Source organism: Halorubrum sp. SD612, from assembly GCF_002135005.1.
Genome location: NZ_NEWI01000375.1, coordinates 1 through 1,343, shown reverse-complemented (window position 1 = coordinate 1,343; position 1,343 = coordinate 1). Strand labels below are relative to the sequence as shown.

1 protein-coding gene and 1 pseudogene are annotated in these 1,343 nt (G+C 70.6%); one reads left to right on the top strand and one right to left on the bottom strand.

Features of this window, described 5'->3' with window-relative positions; translation table 11 throughout:
* The coding region (locus B9G38_RS17475; RefSeq protein ID WP_086221192.1) for an SRPBCC family protein at positions 1-521 on the bottom strand (521 nt) is incomplete at its 3' end.
* Positions 522-1,116: 595 nt separating this feature from the next.
* Here B9G38_RS17475 and B9G38_RS17470 point away from each other — a divergent pair.
* Positions 1,117-1,343, top strand: a pseudogene (locus B9G38_RS17470) (ABC transporter ATP-binding protein); the annotation flags it as partial.

The window sequence follows — 1,343 nt, the reverse complement described above, 5'->3', positions numbered from 1 at the left end:
CCCTCCAAGTGTCGGACGGCGCGCTCGACGACGCGCTCGGCCTCGCCTCTGATCAGCGGGATCGCCTTCTTCAACACCCAGTCAAACGACACCAGCCGCGGCAGGTCGAGCGCGTCGGAGCTGGCGGAGCTCGGGTCGAACTCGACTTCGAGCGCGACCTCGCAGGGAGCGTCGTCGCTCGGACCGGCGTCGGCGTTCCCCGTTCCGTCGGCCCCCTCGTCGCCTTCACCGGTCTCGGGCGGGGTGATCCGCCAGCGGCCGCCGGCGTCGATGTCCTTCGTGATCTCCCAGTCGATCCGCTCGGGCGGCTCGACGCCGGTCACCTCCGAGCGGGCGGTGTAGGTGATCTTCCACCACGCGAACGTGAGCGCGTACCGAGTCCCGGGGCCGCCGTCGCCGGTGACGGTTCGGACCTCCCGCAGGTACTCCGAGTAGTTCGCGTACCGCGGGAAATCGAGCAGGAACGCGTACACGTCCTCGGGGTCGGCGTACACCTCCGTGCTCACGACGAGTTCGTCCACGTGCGTGGGTTCGAGCGGCGCTTATTAAACCGTCCGGCGACGGTACGCGTTCGGTGGTTCCGTGAGGAGTGCTGTCGGATCTCCGGACGCCCGGTCATAAATAGCCGACTGCGGAGCGACGACGAACGCCGCCAAAGCCCCAGTCGCTCGGCTATACGTGCCTGGCTCTCGAAGGGCGAAGCCCACCTCCAAAGCCCCAGTCGCGAGGGACTGCGTCCCTCGGGCAACCGGGCTTCGCCCGGTGACAGCCGGCGGTTCCGCCGCCGGTGACTGCCCCTTCGAGTCCCGCCCCTCCGGAGGACGTTCCTGCTCGCTTCGCTGCGCGGGCTGCGACTTCCGTGCTCCCGCTCGCTTGGCTCGCGGGAACGCACAGCAACCGCGCCTCACACCTCCCCAGCCTCGTCGCTCACGCCCTCCGGGCGTTCGCGACTCCCTCGCGCGTGCGACTCGCGCCCTCCGGGCGCTCGTCGGCACGCGCCACCGCGCTCGGTCGGTTATTTATAAGTGATCGACGGGTCGAGAATCGGGGTCACCTGAACCCGGAACGGGCCGCCGAGGCCGCCGGATACATGGGGGCTCCGGCGCTCGTACGTCCATGGCCGCCGACGACCGCAACGCCTTCGAAGTGTACCGCGACCGGGTCGACCGACCCCCCGGTCGGCTGTTCCCCGAGTACGGGGCGTCGGAGGCCCCCTGGCTCGTGATCGGGATGGCCGCCAACGTCGTCCCCCGGGTCGCGGGCCTGAACCCCCCGGTCGTCCTCCGCGTCGCCCTCCACGCCGTCCTCCCCCGCACCGGACCCTCACCGCTCCCCCAGGCTCC